The 16,344-nt window shown below is 72.3% G+C and carries 14 protein-coding genes and 2 pseudogenes; 7 read left to right on the plus strand and 9 right to left on the minus strand.

Translation table 11 applies throughout. The features are described from left to right. The gene (locus TU30_RS14265; protein ID WP_042169509.1) at positions 1–471 is read right to left on the minus strand and encodes a cation:proton antiporter regulatory subunit; all 471 of its coding nucleotides are present in this window, start codon (positions 469–471) and stop codon (positions 1–3) included. A 316-nt stretch (positions 472–787) separates the two neighbouring features. Between TU30_RS14265 and TU30_RS14270 the strand changes: the two genes are divergently transcribed. Both TU30_RS14270 and TU30_RS14275 read left to right on the plus strand, forming a co-directional pair. Next, the gene (locus tag TU30_RS14270) at positions 788–1,684 is read left to right on the plus strand and encodes a universal stress protein (RefSeq protein ID WP_042169511.1); all 897 of its coding nucleotides are present in this window, start codon (positions 788–790) and stop codon (positions 1,682–1,684) included. A 149-nt stretch (positions 1,685–1,833) separates the two neighbouring features. After that, positions 1,834–2,670, plus strand: coding sequence for a universal stress protein (locus TU30_RS14275; protein WP_199816854.1), 837 nt, complete (start codon positions 1,834–1,836; stop codon positions 2,668–2,670). 84 nt (positions 2,671–2,754) lie between these two features. On the opposite strand, the gene TU30_RS14280 is transcribed toward TU30_RS14275, so the two are convergent. Next, the gene (locus tag TU30_RS14280; protein ID WP_042169514.1) at positions 2,755–3,183 is read right to left on the minus strand and encodes a YjbQ family protein; all 429 of its coding nucleotides are present in this window, start codon (positions 3,181–3,183) and stop codon (positions 2,755–2,757) included. A 116-nt stretch (positions 3,184–3,299) separates the two neighbouring features. Here TU30_RS14280 and TU30_RS14285 point away from each other — a divergent pair, with 116 nt between their 5' ends. Next, on the plus strand, positions 3,300–4,412 hold the full coding sequence (locus tag TU30_RS14285) for an NAD(P)-binding domain-containing protein (protein WP_042169517.1): 1,113 nt from the start codon (positions 3,300–3,302) through the stop codon (positions 4,410–4,412). Positions 4,413–4,468: 56 nt separating this feature from the next. Here TU30_RS14285 and mltG read toward each other — a convergent pair whose 3' ends face one another. Further along, positions 4,469–5,326, minus strand: a complete 858-nt coding sequence (mltG, locus tag TU30_RS14290) for an endolytic transglycosylase MltG (protein ID WP_042169520.1) — start codon at positions 5,324–5,326, stop codon at positions 4,469–4,471. Between the two features lie 43 nt (positions 5,327–5,369). Beyond that, positions 5,370–7,172 (minus strand): ABC transporter ATP-binding protein, encoded by a 1,803-nt coding sequence (locus TU30_RS14295; protein WP_042169523.1) that lies wholly within the window; start codon positions 7,170–7,172, stop codon positions 5,370–5,372. 158 nt (positions 7,173–7,330) lie between these two features. On the opposite strand from TU30_RS14295, the gene TU30_RS14300 reads away from it, so the two are divergent. The 3 genes from TU30_RS14300 to TU30_RS14310 all read left to right on the plus strand — a co-directional run bounded on the left by TU30_RS14300 (position 7,331) and on the right by TU30_RS14310 (position 11,664). After that, a complete protein-coding gene (locus TU30_RS14300; protein WP_042169526.1) occupies positions 7,331–7,798 on the plus strand; it encodes a MarR family winged helix-turn-helix transcriptional regulator in 468 nt (155 codons plus the stop codon). A 255-nt stretch (positions 7,799–8,053) separates the two neighbouring features. Next, complete coding sequence (locus tag TU30_RS14305) at positions 8,054–9,886, plus strand: ABC transporter ATP-binding protein (protein WP_042169529.1); 1,833 nt, start codon at positions 8,054–8,056, stop codon at positions 9,884–9,886. Then, positions 9,883–11,664, plus strand: a complete 1,782-nt coding sequence (locus TU30_RS14310; protein ID WP_042169533.1) for an ABC transporter ATP-binding protein — start codon at positions 9,883–9,885, stop codon at positions 11,662–11,664. The genes TU30_RS14305 and TU30_RS14310 overlap by 4 nt, the downstream gene beginning before the upstream one ends. A gap of 156 nt (positions 11,665–11,820) precedes the next feature. Here the strand turns inward: TU30_RS14310 and map are convergent, their stop codons facing one another. Beyond that, the gene (map, locus tag TU30_RS14315; RefSeq protein ID WP_042169535.1) at positions 11,821–12,639 is read right to left on the minus strand and encodes a type I methionyl aminopeptidase; all 819 of its coding nucleotides are present in this window, start codon (positions 12,637–12,639) and stop codon (positions 11,821–11,823) included. Between the two features lie 90 nt (positions 12,640–12,729). Here map and TU30_RS14320 point away from each other — a divergent pair, with 90 nt between their 5' ends. Continuing rightward, complete coding sequence (locus TU30_RS14320) at positions 12,730–12,996, plus strand: helix-turn-helix domain-containing protein (RefSeq protein WP_042169827.1); 267 nt, start codon at positions 12,730–12,732, stop codon at positions 12,994–12,996. A 60-nt stretch (positions 12,997–13,056) separates the two neighbouring features. Here TU30_RS14320 and TU30_RS38290 read toward each other — a convergent pair. The 4 genes and pseudogenes from TU30_RS38290 to TU30_RS14340 form a co-directional block, all read right to left on the minus strand. Next, positions 13,057–13,326: pseudogene (locus TU30_RS38290) on the minus strand (DUF6192 family protein); the annotation flags it as partial. Positions 13,327–13,647: 321 nt separating this feature from the next. Further along, positions 13,648–14,696 (minus strand): annotated as a pseudogene (locus tag TU30_RS14325) (ArsO family NAD(P)H-dependent flavin-containing monooxygenase); the annotation flags it as partial. Positions 14,697–14,910: 214 nt separating this feature from the next. Next, positions 14,911–16,017 (minus strand): ACR3 family arsenite efflux transporter, encoded by a 1,107-nt coding sequence (arsB, locus tag TU30_RS14335; protein WP_042169539.1) that lies wholly within the window; start codon positions 16,015–16,017, stop codon positions 14,911–14,913. After that, a complete protein-coding gene (locus TU30_RS14340; RefSeq protein WP_042169542.1) occupies positions 16,014–16,322 on the minus strand; it encodes a helix-turn-helix transcriptional regulator in 309 nt (102 codons plus the stop codon). Before TU30_RS14340 ends, arsB begins: the two co-directional genes overlap by 4 nt. Between the last annotated feature and the right edge of the window lie 22 nt (positions 16,323–16,344).

Raw genomic sequence — 16,344 nt, forward strand, 5'->3', positions numbered from 1 at the left:
TCATTCCCGCCCGAGGATCTCGGCGGCGTTCTCGATGCCCTCGCGCGTGCCGATGACGATGAGCGTGTCACCGCCCGCCAGCCGGAAGTCGGGCGGCGGCGACGGGATCGCCTCGGCCCGGCGCAGCACGGCCACGATCGAGGAGCCGGTGTCGGTGCGCATCCTCGTCTCGCCCAGCACCCTGCCGTTCCAGTGCGAGGCGGCGGACAGCTCGATGCGCTCGGCGACCAGCCCCAGGTCGGTCGTGTGCAGCACGTTCGGGCTGTGGTGAGCGGGCATCAGCGCGTCGATCAGGGCGGCCGATTCGGCGACGTTCAGCCGCAGTGACTGGGCACAGGCGTCCGGGTCGTCGGAACGGTAGACGTTGACCGTGCGGGCGCCGTCCCGGTGCGCGATCACGGACAGGTGCTGCTGCTCACGCGTGGTGAGATCGTATTTCACGCCGATGCCCGGCAGTGGCGTGGTGCTCATCCGTGGAGCAGGCACAGCCCGTCCCCTTCCCGGTCTTCTTCTGGTCATCCGTCCATGGCCGGGGGCCCTCATCACGCTGATGGGCGGCCCCGGGGAGGACATGGTGTCATCCCGCGGTCCCGCCGGGATGTCGGGTATTGCCACGGATGGACAACAGACGCAACGACCACCGGTCGTCCACCGCACCGGCCGGGTCCCGGGCCTGCGGCTCGGGAACCTCCGGGTCCGTCCGGCGGTGGGGTGTGCCCCATGGGGCCCATGGCGGGGGGACGCGCGCGTGGGAGCATTTCCGTGACGTACTGATTCTGGAGGCGTGATGAGTGGTCTGATCGTTGTGGGAGTCGACGGGTCGGCATCGAGCCTGGCCGCGGTGGGGGCCGCGGCGGTGGAGGCCCGGCGGCGCGGGGCCGGGCTGCGAGTGGTGCACGCGTTCCTCTGGCCCGCCATGCATGTGCCACTGGGCGCCTCGCCGCTGGGGCCGCCCGAGGGCGGTCTGCGGACCATGGCCGAGAAGCTGGTGGCCGAGGCGGTGGCGCACGCCGAGTCCGTGGCACCGGACGTGGAGGTCTCGCACGCCGTGGTGACGGGCGAACCGCTGACCGTGCTGGAGGCCCAGTCCCGCGACACGGAACTCGTGGTCGTCGGATCGCGCGGCATGGGCGGTTTCGTCGGGCTCCTGGTGGGCTCGACGGCGGTGCATCTGGCGAGTCACGGGCAGTGCCCGGTGCTGGTCGTGCGGGAGACGGGAGCCGCGGACGGGCCGGTGGTGCTCGGGGTCGACGGTTCCCCGGCGGGTGCGAAGGCGATCGACTTCGCCTTCGCCGAGGCGTCGCTGCGCGGGGCCGAACTGGTCGCGCTGCACTCCTGGACCAGCTGGAACGCGCCCGCGCCCACGCCGCAGGACGAGAAGGCTCCCTACGCGAGCCGGCCCGGCGAGCTGGGGGCGGCCGAGGAGCGTCTGCTGTCCGAGGCGCTGGCCGGCCAGCAGGAGCGGTACCCCGGTGTGAAGGTGCGGCACGAGGTGGTGCACGGCGGCACACGCGAAGCGCTCATCGGGGCGAGCCGTACGGCTCAGCTGCTGGTGGTCGGGGCCCGGGGACGGGGCGGGTTCTCCGGACTGCTGCTCGGCTCGGTCAGCCAGGCGATGCTGCACCACGCCCACTGCCCGGTGGCGGTCGTCCGCGGCGGCGGGGAGAAGGACGGGGACGCGTAGGCCTCGCGCGCGTCCCGCTTTCCCCTTTCCTCCTCTCCCTCCCTGCTCGTCCACCCGCCCTGGGCGCGTGGACGAGCAGGGGTTCGCATGAGGTGTTCCGTCTCCACCCGCGGGTACTCGGGGCGCACCGGGGCGGACGGGAGTGAGTGGTGGACGACGCGGTGATCGTCGGTGTGGGCGGGTCGCCGGCCGGCCTGGCCGCGGTGGACGTCGCGGCCCACGAGGCGCGCCTGCGCGGCGCGGAGCTGCGGATCGTGCACGCCTTCAGCCACTCCGCCGACCTGGACCCGATGGTCCACGGCGTCCTGGCTCAGGCCGAACAGCGGGCCCATGACCGTGCGCCGGGCCTGGAGGTGACCAGGACCGTGGTGTCCGGGGACACCCTGACGGTGCTGCGGAGCGAATCGCGCCACGCGGTACTGGCGGTGGTCGGCGGGCGGGGCCACACCCGGTTCGGGGATCTGCTGCTCGGCTCGGCGGTCGTCCAGCTGGCCGCCCACGCGCACTGCCCGGTCATGGCGGTCCGGGGCCGGCCCGGTCCACGGGGCCCCGTGCTGCTCGCCGTGGACGGTTCACCCGCCGGGGCCGCGGCAGGCGAGTTCGCCTTCGCCGAGGCGGCGCTGCGGGAAGCCTCGCTGATCGCGCTGCACGTGTGGAACACCTGGAGCGAGCCGACACCGTACGAGGGCCCGGCCGACCCGCTGAACGTGGCGGTCGACCCTGATCAGCTCCGGAAGAAGCACCGGCGCCGGCTGGAGGAGACGGTGGCCCCTTGGCGGGCCGCGCGTCCGGAGGTGCCCGTGGAGCTGCGGCTCGAGCGGTCCCGGGTACGGCACGCGCTGCTCGGCGCCGCCGAGGAAGCCCAGTTGGTGGTGGCCGGGGCCCGGGGGCACGGCGGGTTCACCGGGATGCTGCTGGGTTCGGTGAGCCAGGCGCTGCTGTATCACGCCGGCTGCCCGGTCACCGTCGTCCGCGGCGAGCAGTGACCCGTCGGCAGAGTGACACGGCGGCAGGGGCGTCGGACACACCTGCGCGGTGGTGAAGCTCCGGGGGGCGAGCCCCGTTCCGGCTCACCGGCCTCCGAGGAAGCTCAGCCTGACCCGGCGGTCCGGGTTGTCGCGGTTCGTGTCGACCAGGCACACGGACTGCCAGGTGCCCAGTTCCAGTTGTCCGCCCAGTACGGGCAGGGTGGCGTGCGGTGGGACGATGGCGGGCAGGACGTGATCGCGGCCGTGGCCGGGGCTGCCGTGGCGGTGCTGCCAGCGGTCGTCGGCCGGCAGCAGGCTGTGCAGGGCCGCGAGGAGGTCGTCGTCGCTGCCGGCGCCGGTCTCGATGACGGCGATGCCGGCGGTGGCGTGCGGGACGAAGACGTTGAGCAGTCCGTCACGGCCGGCCGCCACCTCGCGCAGGAAGGACTCGCAGTCACGGGTGATGTCGGCGATCCGCTCCACGGAGCCGGTGGCGACGTTCAGGACCCGGGTGTTGAAGGTGTCTGACATGCGTCCCATCCTGGCCCATGCGCCGGAGGTCTTCGGGATCCGCGGCCTCCCGGGCGGCCGCAACGGTCCGCGGGAAGACGTGCACCCTCAGCAGTGTTAGTAGAAATGTGAACTGCATGAGTGGGGCTGCGGTGACCGAGGACCGGGCCGCGCAGGCCCGGGCGGCCGAGGTCCAGGTCGTCGTCGTGGGCGCCGGACAGGCAGGCCTGTCCGGCGCCCATCACCTGCGGCGCACCGGGTTCGAGCCGGGGCACGACTTCGTGGTGCTCGACCACAACCCGGGCCCCGGCGGGGCCTGGCGGTACCGCTGGCCCTCGCTCACGTACGACAAGGTGCACGGAATGCACTCGCTGCCCGGCATGGAACTCACGGACGCCGATCCGGCCCGGCCGTCCTCCGAGGTCGTCACCGAGTACTTCGACCGCTACGAGCGGACGTTCGACCTGCGGGTGAGGCGGCCGGTGAAGGTGCGGACGGTACGGGAGGGAGCCGGCGGGCGGCTGTTCGTGGAGACCGCGGCGGGCACCTGGTCGACGCGGACGCTGATCAACGCCACCGGCACCTGGGACCGACCGTTCTGGCCGCGCTACGAGGGCCAGGAGACGTTCCGGGGGAGGCAGTTGCACACCGCCCGGTACCCGGGCCCCGAGGCGTTCGCCGGTCTGCGGGTCGTCGTGGTGGGAGGAGGCGCCTCGGCCACCCAGCACCTGATGGAGATCGCCCCGTACGCGGCGGAGACCACCTGGGTGACCCGGCGGCCTCCGGTCTACCGCGAGGGACCTTTCGACGAGGACGCGGGACGGGCGGCCGTGGCGCTGGTCGAGGAGCGGGTGCGGCAGGGGCTGCCGCCGCGCAGTGTCGTCTCGGTCACGGGGCTGCCGCTGACCGACGCGATCCGCCGGAACATCGCCGACGGGGTGCTGGACCGCCGGCCGATGTTCGACCGGATCACGCCGGAGGGTGTGGAGTGGAAGGACGGGCGGCGGGTGGCGGCCGACGTCATCCTGTGGGCCACCGGGTTCCGTCCGGCCGTCGACCACCTCACCCCGCTGCGGCTGCGGGAACCCGGTGGCGGCATCCGGGTCGAGGGCACCCGGGCGGTCGCCGATCCACGCGTGCACCTCGTCGGCTACGGCCCCTCGGCCAGCACCGTCGGCGCCAACCGCGCCGGGCGTGCGGCGGTACGGGACATCAGGCGCCTGCTGGCGGAGGAGCGCGTCGCGGTCTGAGGGGGCGGGCCGGGGAGCGTGCCGCGGTCCGACGCGGACGACCGGTGCGGCTCGTCTCACTTCTCCGCCGGCTGTTCGTGCTTCTCCCGCTGCTCCTTCTGCCGCGCGGTGGACTCGGCAACGTCGCTCCGGTGTTCCTTGTGGTCGGAGGTGAAGCGGGTGTCGCCCGGCTTGACCGTGACGAAGTACAGCCAGTCACCCGGCGTCGGATTGATCGCCGCGCGCATCGCCTCCTCGCCGGGGTTGTCGATCGGGGTCGGCGGCAGTCCCATGCGCGTATAGGAGTTGTAGGGGCTGTCGGCCCCGATGTCGGTCTCCTTGACGCCGGGCGTCGAACGGTCCAGGGCGTAGTCGACCGTCGAGTCCATCTGCAACGGCATTCCGCGCTCCAGGCGGTTGAAGATCACCCGGGCCACCTTGCCCATGTCGGCCTTGGTGGACGCCTCGGCCTGGACGATGCTCGCGATGGTGACGGCCTGGTAGACGTTCATCGCGTTGCGCTGTGCCCCGGCGGCGACGGGGGCTCCGTTGAACTTCTTGTTGGCCGTCTCGACCATCAGCGCCAGCAACTGCTCCGGTGTCGTCTTCTCCTTCAGCGGATACGTCCCCGGGGAGAGGTAGCCCTCCGGATTCCCCTCGGCGTCGGCCGGCAGCTCGAGGCCGGCCTTCGCGAGGGACTTCCTCGTGCTCCCCGCGGGCAGTTCGAGGGCCTTGTCGACGGCCGCGTACACCTGGCTCGCCCGTCGGCCCTCCGGGATCACCAGGGTCGTGGGGCGGGAGTCGCCGTCGTCGCCCAGGACCAGCAGGGGCACCGCCACGGCGGTACCGGCCACGACGGCCCCGGTCGCGATGAGGGCGAGCCGCCCCCGGCGCGTCAGTCGGATCGTGCTTCGTGACGGAGTGTTCGTCTGCATGCGGGCACGGTAACCCGCGTATCGTCACAAACCTGGCATATTTTCATCTTGTCGGCTCCAGTTGGGCGTCCCTGCGGACGAGGGCCGCGTACCGCCCGTCCCGCTCCAGGAGTTCCTCGTGCGTGCCGCGTTCGACCGCGCGTCCCGCGTCGAGCACCACGATCTGGTCGGCGCCGCGGACGGTGGAGAGCCGGTGGGCGATGGTGAGTGTGGTGCGGTCGGCCGACAGCGCGTCGATGGCCTGCTGGACGGCGGCCTCGGTACGGGTGTCGAGCGCGCTGGTGGCCTCGTCGAGGACGAGCACGGGCGGGTCCCGCAGAATGGTCCGGGCGATCGCCAGGCGCTGCTTCTCACCGCCGGAGAAGCGGTGGCCCCGCTCCCCCACGACGGTGTCGTACCCGTCGGGCAGGGCGGCGATGTGGTCGTGGATCTGCGCCGCCCGGGCCGCCGCGTGGAGTTCCTCGTCCGTGGCGTCGGGCTTCGCGAACCGCAGGTTGTCGGCGACGGAGGCGTGGAAGAGGTACGTCTCCTGGGAGACGACGCCGACCGCGCGCGCCAGGGTGTCGAAGTCGAGGTCGCGCACGTCGACACCGTCGAGCGTGACCCTGCCACCGGTGACGTCGTACAGCCGTGGCACGAGGTGGCCCAGGGTGGACTTGCCGGCGCCGGTCGAGCCGACCACCGCGAGGCTGGTGCCGGCGGGGACGGTGATGTCGATTCCGTCGAGGACGGGGCCGCTCTTGCCGTCGTAGCCGAAGGTGACGTTCTCGAACCGGACCTCGCCGCCGACCCGGTCGAGGTGAACCGGATCCGCGCGCTCGGTGATGTCCACGGGGAGGTCGAGATACTCGAAGATGCGCTGGAACAGCGCGAGTGAGGCCTGGATCTGGACCCCGGTCGACAGCAGGCTCACGGCCGGCCGGAACAGGCCCTGCTGGAGCGAGACGAAGGCGACGATCGTCCCGATGGAGACCCCGGGCCCACTCGTGCTCAGAGCGATGCCCGCGGTCCAGTAGATGACGGCGGGCATGGCTGCCATGACGATCGTGATGACCGCCATGCGCCAGCGGCCGGCCATGTTCGACCGGACCTCCAGGTCCACCAGACGGTCGGACTCCTCGGCGAAGGCACTGGTCAGCGAGTCGGACCGGCCCATGGTGCGGCCCAGCAGGATGCCGCTGACCGACAGCGACTCGGTGATCGTGGCGGCCATCGAGGCCATCTGCTTCTGACGCCGGGTGGTGATCTTCTTGCGTTCGTTGCCGACACGACGGCTGATCCACACGAAGGCCGGCAGCAGGACCAGCGAGACGACGGTCAGCCGCCAGTCGAGGACGAGCATCGCGACGACGGTGGCGACGACGCTGGTGAGGTTGGAGACCAGGGAGGTCGCCGTGGAGGTCACGGTGGCCTGCATGCCTCCGATGTCGTTGGCGATGCGGGACTGGACCTCGCCGGTGCGGGTGCGGGTGAAGAAGGCGAGCGACATGCGCTGGAGCCGGTCGTAGACGGCGGTGCGCAGATCGTGCATCACGCGCTGGCCCACGGTCGTGGAGATCAGCGTCTGGAGCACGCCGAAGACACTGGTGAGGACGGCGCCGAGGATCATGCCGAGGGCCAGCAGGCTGAGGAGTCCGGTGCGGCCCTCGGGGATCGCGACGTCGAGGATCGCCTTGAGCAGGAACGGGGTGGCGACCGAGACGAGCGACGCCGCTCCGACGAGCAGACCGACGATCGCGAGGCGGCCCCGGTAGGGACGGAACAGCCGCAGGATGCGGCGTACCTGCCGGGGCTGCTCCTCGGCGCCCGCGGGTGCGCTCCAGGCGGGTTCATGGTCGGGGTGCATGGTCTCCTTCGAGGGCTCGGGGGCGGGATACCGGGGGCGTGAGCCCGGCGGGACCGGGGGCCCGGACAGGGGCAGGCCCCCGCGAGTGCCGGGACAGCGGAGCCTAGCTCATTGTTACCTATACTCACAATGAACGGCATGCTGATATTGTTCCGCACATGACCACCCCCGACCCCGACGGCCTGCTGGCCGAGCAGCTGCTTCGGCTGACCCGCCGGGTGCACCGCATCCAGAAGCGCCATCTGGTGCGGCGCGAGCTGGGCATCACCCCGGCCCAGTCCCGGCTGCTGCGCAGCCTCGCCCACTACGCCTCGCCGCCCCGCATGGCCGACCTGGCCGAACGGCTGGAGGTCGTGCCGCGCGCCGTGACCACGCTGGTCGACGGGCTGGAGGCCGGCGGCAAGGTGCGGCGGGTGCCCGATCCGGCCAATCGGCGGGTGATCCGGATCGAGCTCACCGACGACGGACACGCGGCCCTGCGGGAGCTCCACGCCGCACGCAGGGCCGCCGCGGAGGAGATCCTGGCTCCGCTGGCGGACGAGGAGCGCGAGGTTCTCGGCGCACTGCTGGACACGCTGGTCGACGGCCCGTCCGCCACCCCGCAGCACCGCGACGCGCCCTGCTGAGCCTCCGCGCGGGGACCTGTCCCGAAGCCTTGTGACGTCGTCGGCCGGTGTGCCGCGTCGGGGTCACCCGGCGGCCCTTGCCGCGCCGGACCGGTGTGCCGCGAGGTTCCCGTCCGGCGGATCGCGCCGGTTCTGCGCGACGGTGTGAAAAATCGTTTGCTTTACGGCACGAAACGGCGTCAACCTGTCACGGTTTGCTGTCGCCGCCGTCCGAGGACGGCGCGCGGCCCCGCCTCCGCGAGCCCCTGGGACGTCATGCAGATCCAAGACCTTCCGTATCCCGACCCGGGCGTGCCCGACGCCCGCTCGGGCCCTCGATTCCTGCGGTGGCTCTTTCGGAACCAGCTGCCGGGCCAGCTCAAGTCCCTGGCCTGGGGACTGCTCCACTTCGCCTCCGTCGCCTCGCTCCCGTTCTGTGTGGGCATCGGCGTCCAGGCCGCCGTCGACCGTTCCGGCACCCGGCTCGCCCTGGCCGGCGGACTCATGGCCCTGGCCTGCGCGGGCAACGCGATCGGCGACACCTTCCTGCACCGGGCCGCGGTCACCAACTGGATCACCGCGGCCGCCCGTGTCCAGCAGTTGCTGGCCCGTAGGGCCGCGACCCTGGGTTCCGCACTGACCCGGCGCGTCGCGGCCGGTGAGGTCGTGGCCGTCTCCACCGGTGACGTCGAGAAGATCGGCTGGTTCGTCGAGGCCCTGTCCCGGTTCACCGCGGCCCTGGTCACCATCGTGCTGGTCTGCGTCGGCCTGGTTCTCTACCAGCCCGCGCTCGGTGTGGTCGTCGTCGTGGGCCTGCCCCTGCTGGCGCTCGCGGTCCTGCCGCTGCTGCCCCGCGCCACCCGGCGGGCCGACGTCCAGCGGGAGAAGGCCGGCCGGGCCACGGAACTCGCCTCGGACACCGTCGCCGGACTGCGTGTGCTGCGCGGCATCGGAGGCGAGGAGCTGTTCCTGGACCGCTACCGCCGCGCGTCCCAGGAAGTCCGCCACGCCGCCGTGCGCAGTGCCCGGATGTGGTCCCTGATCGCCGCGATCCAGGTGCTGCTGCCGGGACTTCTGCTGATCACCGTGGTCTGCTACGGAGTTCACCTGGCCCGTCAGGGGCGGATCACCGTGGGTGAACTGGTCACCGTCTACAGCTCGGTGATGCTGCTCGCATACCCTCTGCGCCACTTCGAGGAGATCGCGATGGCCTACTCCTTCTCCCGGCCGTCGGCCAAGCGGGCTGCACGGGTGCTGTCACTGGAACGGGCCACGGACACCTCCGGTACGCGCGGCCCCGAGCTGCCTTCCGGCGACCTGTACGATCCGGCGACCGGTCTGCTCGCCCCGGCGGGCCGGCTCACCGCGGTGGTGTGCGGGGATCCGGACGCGGCGGGACACCTCGCCGAGCGGCTCGGCGGGCACGCGGCGCACACCACGCACACCGAGCGGGACGGCTCGGTGCTGCTCGGCGGCGTGCCGCTCGACGAGCTGCCGCTGGACTCCGCGCGCGGCTGCGTCCTCGTCCAGGACAAGGATCCGGTACTGCTGTCCGGCACGCTGCGCGAACTGCTCGACGTGCCCGCGTCCGGGGCCGTCCCGGCACGCGAGGCGCTGGACGCCGCGCAGTGCGGGGACGTGCTGGCGGCGCTGGTGCAGGGTTCACTCGACGCCGCGGACCCGATGGACGCACAGCTCACCGAGCGCGGACGGTCCCTCTCCGGCGGCCAGCGGCAGCGGCTGTCACTGGCCCGGTCGCTGGTCACCGACCCGGAGGTCCTCGTCCTGGACGAGCCGACCTCCGCCGTCGACTCGCACACCGAGGCCCGGATCGCCGAGGGTCTGCGAGGGCTGCGGTCGGGCCGTACGACCGTGGTCCTCACCTCGTCGCCCCTGCTGCTGGACCGGGCGGACCAGGTGGTCTTCCTGCACGACGGAACGGTCGTGGCCGTCGGCGGCCACCGCGAGCTGGTGCGTACCGAGCCCCGGTACCGGGCCGTGGTGACCCGCGGGACGGAGACGGAGACCGGGACGAGGAACGGGGCACCGGCCGGGACGGACGACCTGGCCGGCCTGGACCAGCTCGTGGAGATCGAGGAGACAGCATGATCGGCGTGGCGCCACCGTCCTACGACCCGGCGGCCCCGACCACGGCAGGCACCCTGCCCGTGGGCGCGCCCGCCACCGTCCGCGCCTATGTGGGCGAGCTCCTCCGCAGGCATCGCAGGGCCTTCGTGCTCCTGATCACGGTGAACACCGTCGCGGTGATCTCCTCGATGGTCGGCCCGTATCTGCTGGGCGGCCTGGTGGAGCGCGTCTCGGACCGCGCACGGGAGCTCCACCTGGGTCCCACCGCCGCACTGTTCGTGCTGGCGCTGGTCGTCCAGGCGGTGTTCGTGCGGCAGGTGCGGCTGCGCGGGGCGATGCTCGGCGAGCGGATGCTGGCCGATCTGCGTGAGGACTTCCTGGTGCGGTCGGTCGGGCTGCCGCCCGGTGTGCTGGAGCGGGCCGGGACGGGTGACCTGCTGTCCCGGATCACGACCGACATCGACCGGCTCGGCAACGCGATGCGCGAGGCGGTGCCCCAGCTGGCCATCGGCGTGGTGTGGGCGGTGCTGCTGCTGGGCGGCCTGGTCGTCACGGCCCCCGAACTGGCGCCGGCCGTGCTGGTCGCCGTTCCGCTGCTGGTGGCCGGCTGCCGCTGGTACTTCCGGCGGGCGCCGGCCGCGTACCGCTCCGAGGCCGCCGGGTACGCCGCCGTGGCCGCGGCCCTCGCCGAGACCGTGGACGCGGGGCGGACCATCGAGGCGCACCGCCTCAGCGAGCGCCGGGTGACGCTGTCGGACCAGCGGGTCAGGGAGTGGACGGCCTGGGAGCGCTACACGCTGTGGCTGCGGTCTGTGCTCTTCCCCGTCGTCAACATCACCCATGTGACCGTGCTCGGCTCGGTGCTGATGATCGGTGGCGTCTTCGTCCTGCAGGGCTGGACAGACGTCGGCCAGCTGACGACCGGAGCGCTGCTGGCACAGATGCTCGTCGACCCGGTGGGGCTGATCCTGCGCTGGTACGACGAGTTGCAGGTGGCCCAGGTGTCGCTGGCCCGGCTGGTCGGGGTACGGGACATCGAGCCCGACGCCGGTGACGCCGCCCTGGCCCCCGACGGGCGCCAGGTGCGGGCCGATCGGGTGCACTTCGGCTACCGCGAGGGTGTCGACGTGCTGCGCAAGGTGTCGCTCGAGGTCGCGCCCGGCACCAGGCTGGCGCTGGTCGGCCCCTCCGGCGCGGGCAAGTCCACCCTGGGACGGCTGCTCGCCGGGATCTACGCTCCCCGGGACGGCACGGTGACCCTGGGCAGCGCCGAGCTGTCCCGGATGACCGCCGAAGACGTCCGCACCCATGTGGCCCTGGTCAACCAGGAGCACCACGTCTTCGTGGGTTCCCTGCGCGACAACCTGCGGCTCGCCCGGGCGGGTGCCGAGGACGCCGAGTTGTGGGCGGCGCTCGGCGCGGTCGGCGCGGACGGCTGGGCGCGTGCGCTCGACGACGGCCTCGACAGCGAGGTCGGCTCGGGCGGGCTGGCGCTCACCCCGGCCCAGGCACAGCAGATCGCGCTGGCCCGTCTGGTCCTGGCCGACCCTCACACGCTGGTGCTGGACGAGGCGACCTCGCTGCTCGACCCCCGCGCGGCCCGGCACCTGGAACGCTCACTGGCCCGCGTCCTCGACGGCCGCACCGTCGTCGCCATCGCCCACCGCCTGCACACCGCACACGACGCCGACGTCATCGCCGTCGTCGAGGACGGTTGCATCAGCGAGCTGGGCAGCCACGACGAACTGGTCGCGGCGGACGGCGCGTACGCGGCACTGTGGCGCTCCTGGCACGGGTGAGCACGGGTGAGTGCCTGCCCGTCGTCCCATGAACGGGCCCCTCACCGACGGGGGCTGTGAGACCACGCAGCCGGGGGATCCCCCGCTCGTGCCCGGCCGATGGCAGCGGTCGCCGTGTCGTCGGCCACCTGGGCTTCGTCCTCGACGAAGCCCAGGTCAGCGTCCGGTCGCCGATGATTTCCGCTGGTCCTCCAGCCCTTCATCGCCCTGAGGGCGTCGGGTGAGCACGAGCGGGCCGGTCTCGGTGATGGCAACCGTGTGCTCGGAATGAGCGGTGCGCGAGCCGTCGGCCGAGCGGATCGTCCAGCCGTCCGGGTCGAAAACGATCTTGTTGGTGCCGGCGGCGAACCAGGGCTCGATCGCGATCGTCAGGCCGGGACGCAGCTTCCAACCGCGGCCGGGACGACCGTCGTTGGGGATGTGCAGGTCCTCGTGCATCGTGCGGCCGATACCGTGACCGCCGAACTCCAGGTTGACCGGGTAGCCGTACTCGGCGGCGACCGCGCCGATGGCCGCCGAGATGTCCCCGAGCCTGTTGCCCGGCCGGGCGACCTCGATCGCGGCTTCCAGGGCGACCTCGGTGGCCTCGATCAGCCGCAGGTCCTCCTCGGCCGGGGTGCCGACGATCACGGAGTGGGCCGAGTCCGCGGCCCAGCCGTCGATGACCACCGCCATGTCCATGGTCAGCAGGTCCCCGTCGCGCAGCGTGTAGCTGTGCGGCAGTCCGTGCAGCACGGCGTCATTGACCGAGAGGCACACCACGTTGCGGAACGGGCCCTTGCCGAACGAGGGCTCGTAGTCCCAGTAGCAGGACTCCGCACCGCGTTCCTTGATCCGGCGGCGGGCGTGATGCTCCAGGTCCAGCAGGTTGACCCCTACTGCGGCGAGGTCGGCGAGTTCGGCCAGTACCTGGCCGACGAACTGTCCGGTGACGTGCATACGCTCGATGTCTTTGGGAGATTTGTGCTCGATCACTGCGGTCCTCGATTCCCCGGGGCACTGACAGGTATATTTATACCAGGGGGAGTGGTTGCCGCCGGTCACCTGCGGCTCTAGCATGTGCGCATGGTTCGCTATCCGCTCGCCCCCGAACAGATCGAGGCGGGCCGACGCCTCGGGGCCGCGTTGCGCTCCGCCCGGGCCGGACGCAGCCCCGTCGAAGTGGCCTCGGCGGCGGAGATCTCGCCGGAGACCCTCCGCAAGATCGAGACCGGTCGGCTGCCGACGCCCGCGTTCGGCACCGTCGTCCGGCTCAGCGAGGTACTCGGCATACCACTGTCCGAACTCGGCGCCGTCTGGCGCACCGATCCCGCCCTGAGCAAGGCCTCCTAGCAGCGGTCCTTCGCGGTGCGGCGCCGTCGTCCACGGGCCGCACCCGTCCTTGAGGAGCCGGGCGGGCTGCTCGTCCAGGGTGAACCGGCCGGTGTCGATCGCGGCCCCCAACCGGTGCGCAGCGCCGCGGCCCTTCGCGATCCCCCGGCGGACCGTCTCGCGCCCGTCGTCGGTGAACCCCTGGCAGCGCATGCGAGGACCCGGGTGCCGCGCCGCTCCGGCAGCGGCAGGCCCGGTTCCCGGAGCTCCCCCGGACGGCGGCCGGCCGCGGACCGGCAGACGCCGGCATCCGCGATGTCGCACACACGGGCCGGCCGTCGCCGCCGGCATCGTCCGCGGCGACCTGCCCCTGTCCCGCAGGCCACCGCCATCACCGACCGATGGGGCGCCGACGGCTACGACCGCCTGTCCGGGACTCTCGCCGCCCTCGCGACGACCGCCTCCGCGCCCGTCCCACTCGGCGGCTGCCCCACCTGTTCACCGTCCTCGCTCCGGCCTCGGCCGCGGCAGCGCTCACCGCCCGGCACGCCACGCCGACCGGCCGGACGGGCCGGCGGCCCTGCCGGAAGGCGAGGCCCGGTCCGTCGCCGCCGAAGTGCGGGAGACGATCGGCACGTCGGGCCGGCGCCGGGTGGGTCGTCCTCGGGCGCCGAGAAGCCCGGCGATCTCTCGGGCCGCGTCGCGAGCCGGCCGTCCGACGCCGATGAGCGTGGCGGAGGCGGGGCCCGTCCAGTCGCCGTAACCGAGGAGGTGCAGCCGAGGTTCCTCCACGGAGCGGGTGCCCCGGGTGGCGATGCGGCCGCGCGGGCCGCGCAGGCCCAGGGGTGGCAGGTGCGAGAGGGCCGGCCGGAAGCCGGTGCACCAGATCACCACGTCGGCGGGCGTCCTCGTACCGTCGGCCCGGACGACACCGTCGCGGTCGAGGCGTACGAACAGGGGCGAGGCCTTGAGCAGTCCGGCGTCCCGGGCCTCGCGCACCGGCGGTACGGCGACGATGTCCCCCAGTGAGGCGATGCCTCCGGTGTCGGTGCGGCCTTCGTCGAGGGCGCGGCGGCGGGCGGTGGCCGCGTCGAACAGGGCGCGGCCGTCGATGTCGTCGGTGAGGAAGCGGGGTGGACGCCGGGTCACCCAGGTCAGTTCGGTGTCGTGGGCGAGGTCGGCGGCGATCTGCGCGCCGGAGTTGCCGCCCCGACGACGATCACGCGTCGGCCCGCGAAGTCCTGCGGTCGGCGGTAGGAGACGGTGTGCAGTTGCCGGCCCGCGAAGTCCCCACGGCCCGGGACGGCGGGGAGGAAGGGGCGCCACCAGGTACCGGTCGCGCTGATCACCGCGCGTGCGTGCCAGGTGCCGGAGTCGGTCTCCACTCGCAGCAGCCGTCCGTCGTCGTGCACGCCGAGCACCTGGACCGGCCGCTGCACGGGAAGCTCGTACCGCTTCTCGTAGTCGCTCAAGTACGCCACCACGTGTCCGGCGTCGGGGTACTCCTCGCCCGGCTGCGTCGGCATGAGGCGGCCGGGGAGGGAGGAGAAGGCGGCCGGGGAGAACAGGTGCAGCGAGTCCCAGGTGTGCTGCCAGGCCCCGCCAGGGGTGGCCCGGGCATCGAGGACGACGAAGTCCAGGCCCTGGCGGCGCAGGTGGTAGCCGGCGGCGAGCCCTGCCTGGCCGCCGCCGATCACCACCACGTCGGTGTGCCCTGTCATGCCGCCCGCGCCGCCGCCCCACGCGTGGTGCACCGTACGGTGCGGGCCACGACCTCGCCCTGCCGTCCGGGACGGGAGCCCTGGCGCACGGCTTCCCCGTGCACGACACGGTTCGCGACGGGCGTGTGCTCGTGGCGGACGGCGGCTGCGCGGTCGTGGCGGACACCGAGGGCCGTGGCGGTCGTCCCCTGTGTGCGGCAGCCCGGGCGGTGCATCAGTGGCCCCTTCCCTCAGTGGTCAGAGCGGACGGGGCGAACTTCTTGCGCCAGGCCAGGGACACGTGGACGAGACCGATCAGGACCGGGACCTCGATGAGCGGGCCGACGACTCCCGACAGGGCCTGGCCGCTGGTCACGCCGAAGGTGGCGATGGCGACCGCGATGGCGAGCTCGAAGTTGTTGCCGGCGGCGGTGAAGGCGAGCGTGGCGGTGCGGTCGTAGGCCAGGCCGATGGCCTTGCCCAGCAGGAAGGTTCCGGCCCACATCACGGCGAAGTACACCAGCAGCGGCAGCGCGATGCGCACGACGTCCAGCGGCTGGGAGGTGATGCTCTTGCCCTGCAGGGCGAAGAGGACGACGATCGTGAAGAGCAGGCCGTACAGCGCCCACGGGCCGATCCTCGGCAGGAAGTCGGACTCGTACTTCTCGCGGCCGAGCTTCTTCTCTCCGAGGCGGCGGGTGAGGAAACCGGCCAGCAGCGGCACGCCGAGGAAGATGACGACGTTCAGGGCGATCTTCCACATCGAGATGTCCAGGTGCTCGCCGTCGCCCAGGCCCAGCCAGCCGGGCAGCAGGTCGAGGTAGAACCAGCCCAGCAGGCCGAACGCCAACACCTGGAAGACCGAGTTCAGCGCGACGAGTACGGCCGCCGCCTCACGGTCGCCGCAGGCGAGGTCGTTCCAGATGATGACCATGGCGATGCAGCGGGCGAGGCCGACGATGATCAGGCCGGTGCGGTACTCGGGAAGATCCGGCAAACAGATCCAGGCCAGGGCGAACATCACCGCCGGGCCGGCGGTCCAGTTGATCACCAGCGACGAGGCCATGAGCCTGCGGTCGCCCGTGACGGCGTCGAGCCTGTCGTAGCGGACCTTGGCCAGGACCGGGTACATCATGATCAGCAGGCCGATGGCGATCGGCAGGGAGATGCCGCCGATCTCGACCTTGGCGAGGGTGTCGTTCAGGCCCGGGACGGCCCTGCCCAGGCCGAGCCCGACGGCCATGGCGACGAGGATCCAGACGGCGAGGAAGCGGTCGAGTGTCGACAGCTTCGCGACGGCCGACGATTCCTCGGTGGTCGCGGGTGCTTCGGTGCGGGTCACGGGCAGGCCCTCTTGTTGTCGGCGGCGTTGCGGGCGGACTCGGCCAGGTCGGCGAACCCACCGGCGAGCGAGGCGATGACGTCCGGCCGGACCTTGTAGTACGTGTAGCGGCCGCACGGCTCCGTCTCGACGACACCGGCCTCGCGCAGCACTCTCAGGTGGTTGGAGAGGTTGGTCTGCCGGGCACCGGTCTCCTCCACCAGGTGGGTGGTGCAGAGCGTCTCCTTGGCGAGCAGGGTCACGATTCGAAGCCTGAGCGGGTCGGCCAGAACCCGGATCAGGTCAGTGTCGACTGACGTCATCATGGACCGACACTCTCACATCAGT

This window comes from Streptomyces sp. NBRC 110035 (assembly GCF_000829695.1).
Taxonomy (GTDB): domain Bacteria; phylum Actinomycetota; class Actinomycetes; order Streptomycetales; family Streptomycetaceae; genus Streptomyces.

Excerpts from the sequence above, each read along its gene's own strand:
- TU30_RS14320 (WP_042169827.1), top strand. The coding sequence starts at position 12,730 with ATGGTTCGCTATCCGCTCGCCCCCGAACAGATCGAGGCGGGCCGACGC.
- TU30_RS14285 (WP_042169517.1), top strand. The coding sequence starts at position 3,300 with ATGAGTGGGGCTGCGGTGACCGAGGACCGGGCCGCGCAGGCCCGGGCG.
- TU30_RS14340 (WP_042169542.1), bottom strand. The coding sequence starts at position 16,322 with ATGATGACGTCAGTCGACACTGACCTGATCCGGGTTCTGGCCGACCCG.
- TU30_RS14305 (WP_042169529.1), top strand. The coding sequence starts at position 8,054 with ATGCAGATCCAAGACCTTCCGTATCCCGACCCGGGCGTGCCCGACGCC.
- TU30_RS14295 (WP_042169523.1), bottom strand. The coding sequence starts at position 7,172 with ATGCACCCCGACCATGAACCCGCCTGGAGCGCACCCGCGGGCGCCGAG.
- TU30_RS14280 (WP_042169514.1), bottom strand. The coding sequence starts at position 3,183 with ATGTCAGACACCTTCAACACCCGGGTCCTGAACGTCGCCACCGGCTCC.
- TU30_RS14310 (WP_042169533.1), top strand. The coding sequence starts at position 9,883 with ATGATCGGCGTGGCGCCACCGTCCTACGACCCGGCGGCCCCGACCACG.
- TU30_RS14265 (WP_042169509.1), bottom strand. The coding sequence starts at position 471 with ATGAGCACCACGCCACTGCCGGGCATCGGCGTGAAATACGATCTCACC.
- TU30_RS14270 (WP_042169511.1), top strand. The coding sequence starts at position 788 with ATGAGTGGTCTGATCGTTGTGGGAGTCGACGGGTCGGCATCGAGCCTG.
- mltG (WP_042169520.1), bottom strand. The coding sequence starts at position 5,326 with ATGCAGACGAACACTCCGTCACGAAGCACGATCCGACTGACGCGCCGG.
- TU30_RS14300 (WP_042169526.1), top strand. The coding sequence starts at position 7,331 with ATGACCACCCCCGACCCCGACGGCCTGCTGGCCGAGCAGCTGCTTCGG.